Annotated in this window: 1 protein-coding gene; it reads left to right on the plus strand. The window is 61.3% G+C overall.

Annotated elements, in window-relative coordinates:
* Positions 1–1,190: PAS domain S-box protein (locus EOM25_15185; GenBank protein NCC26523.1), on the plus strand; the 1,190-nt coding region annotated here is incomplete at both ends.

Here is a 1,190-nt window from a genome sequence, read left to right on the forward strand (position 1 = left end):
TCCTACCATCATGGCGACCGCTGGGACGACAGCGTCGTTCAGGGAGTCAGGGAGATGCTGGGAGGGCGCGAGGATGTCGAGCTGGCCATCGAGCATCTGGATCTGCGCCGGAAGATGGGCGAGGCCTACGAGCAATGGGTGACCAATTTCCTCTGGGGCAAGTACCGAAACGACAAGCAGGACCTGATCATCGTCTCCGACGATGCGGCCCTTGATTTTCTGATCCGGGTCCGCTCCGGACTGTTTCCCGACGTGCCGGTGGTCTTTTGCGGGATCAACAACTTCAGACCAGAGCGAATCGCCGGCCAGGAGGGCATGACCGGCGTCAATGAAGCCGTAAGCATCGAGGGGACCCTGAACCTGGGACTCGCCCTTTTTCCCAAGACGAAGCGAATCCTGGTCATTGCCGACGAACAATCGGCCGTTAGTCGGGCTAATCTCAATCGCTACCGGGCCGTTGTCGACCGGTTCACCACCCGGGTCGAAATGGTCGAATGGCTCGACCTGACCGCAGCCGAGGCCCTGGAAGAGCTGCCGAAACTCACCAATAACGACCTGGTCCTGCGGCTGACTACCCTGCTCATGCCCGAGGGTGGATACATGCCGCTCTGGGAAAGTATGAAGCTCATCTCCCAGGCCTCGCCCGTACCGGTCCTGACCCTCTGGGATTTCGACCTGGGGACCGGGGCCCTGGGCGGGATGGTGGTCAGCGGCCTGGAGCAGGGCCACAAGGCCGGGGAACTGGCTTTGCAGATATTGGGCGGTCAACCCGCGGCTGCCCTCCCGGTGATCATGGACAGCCCCAACGTGCCAATGTTTGACTATGCTAAGATGACACGGTTCGGCGTGGATCAGGACCGTCTGCCGGCCGGGGCCGTGGTCCTCGACATGCCCGAGTCGATCTACGCCAGGCACAAGACCTTGATCTGGGCCGTTGCCGCAGCCCTGACCGTCATGTGCCTGGTCATCGTCTATCAGGTCATTCTCCTGCGGGTGCGGAAAAGGGGCGAGGCCGCCTTGCGGAAAAGCGAAGCCCGCTATCGGGCCTATGTGGACAACGCCCCCCTAGGGATTTTTCTCGCCGATCAGGAAGGCCGCTACCTAAGCGTCAATGCCGAAGCCTGTCGCATTACCGGCTATTCGCCCGAAGAATTGCCGGGCATGTCCATAACAGATCTCGTCGATCCCGA

The organism is Deltaproteobacteria bacterium (assembly GCA_009929795.1).
GTDB lineage: Bacteria > Desulfobacterota > Desulfovibrionia > Desulfovibrionales > Desulfomicrobiaceae > RZZR01.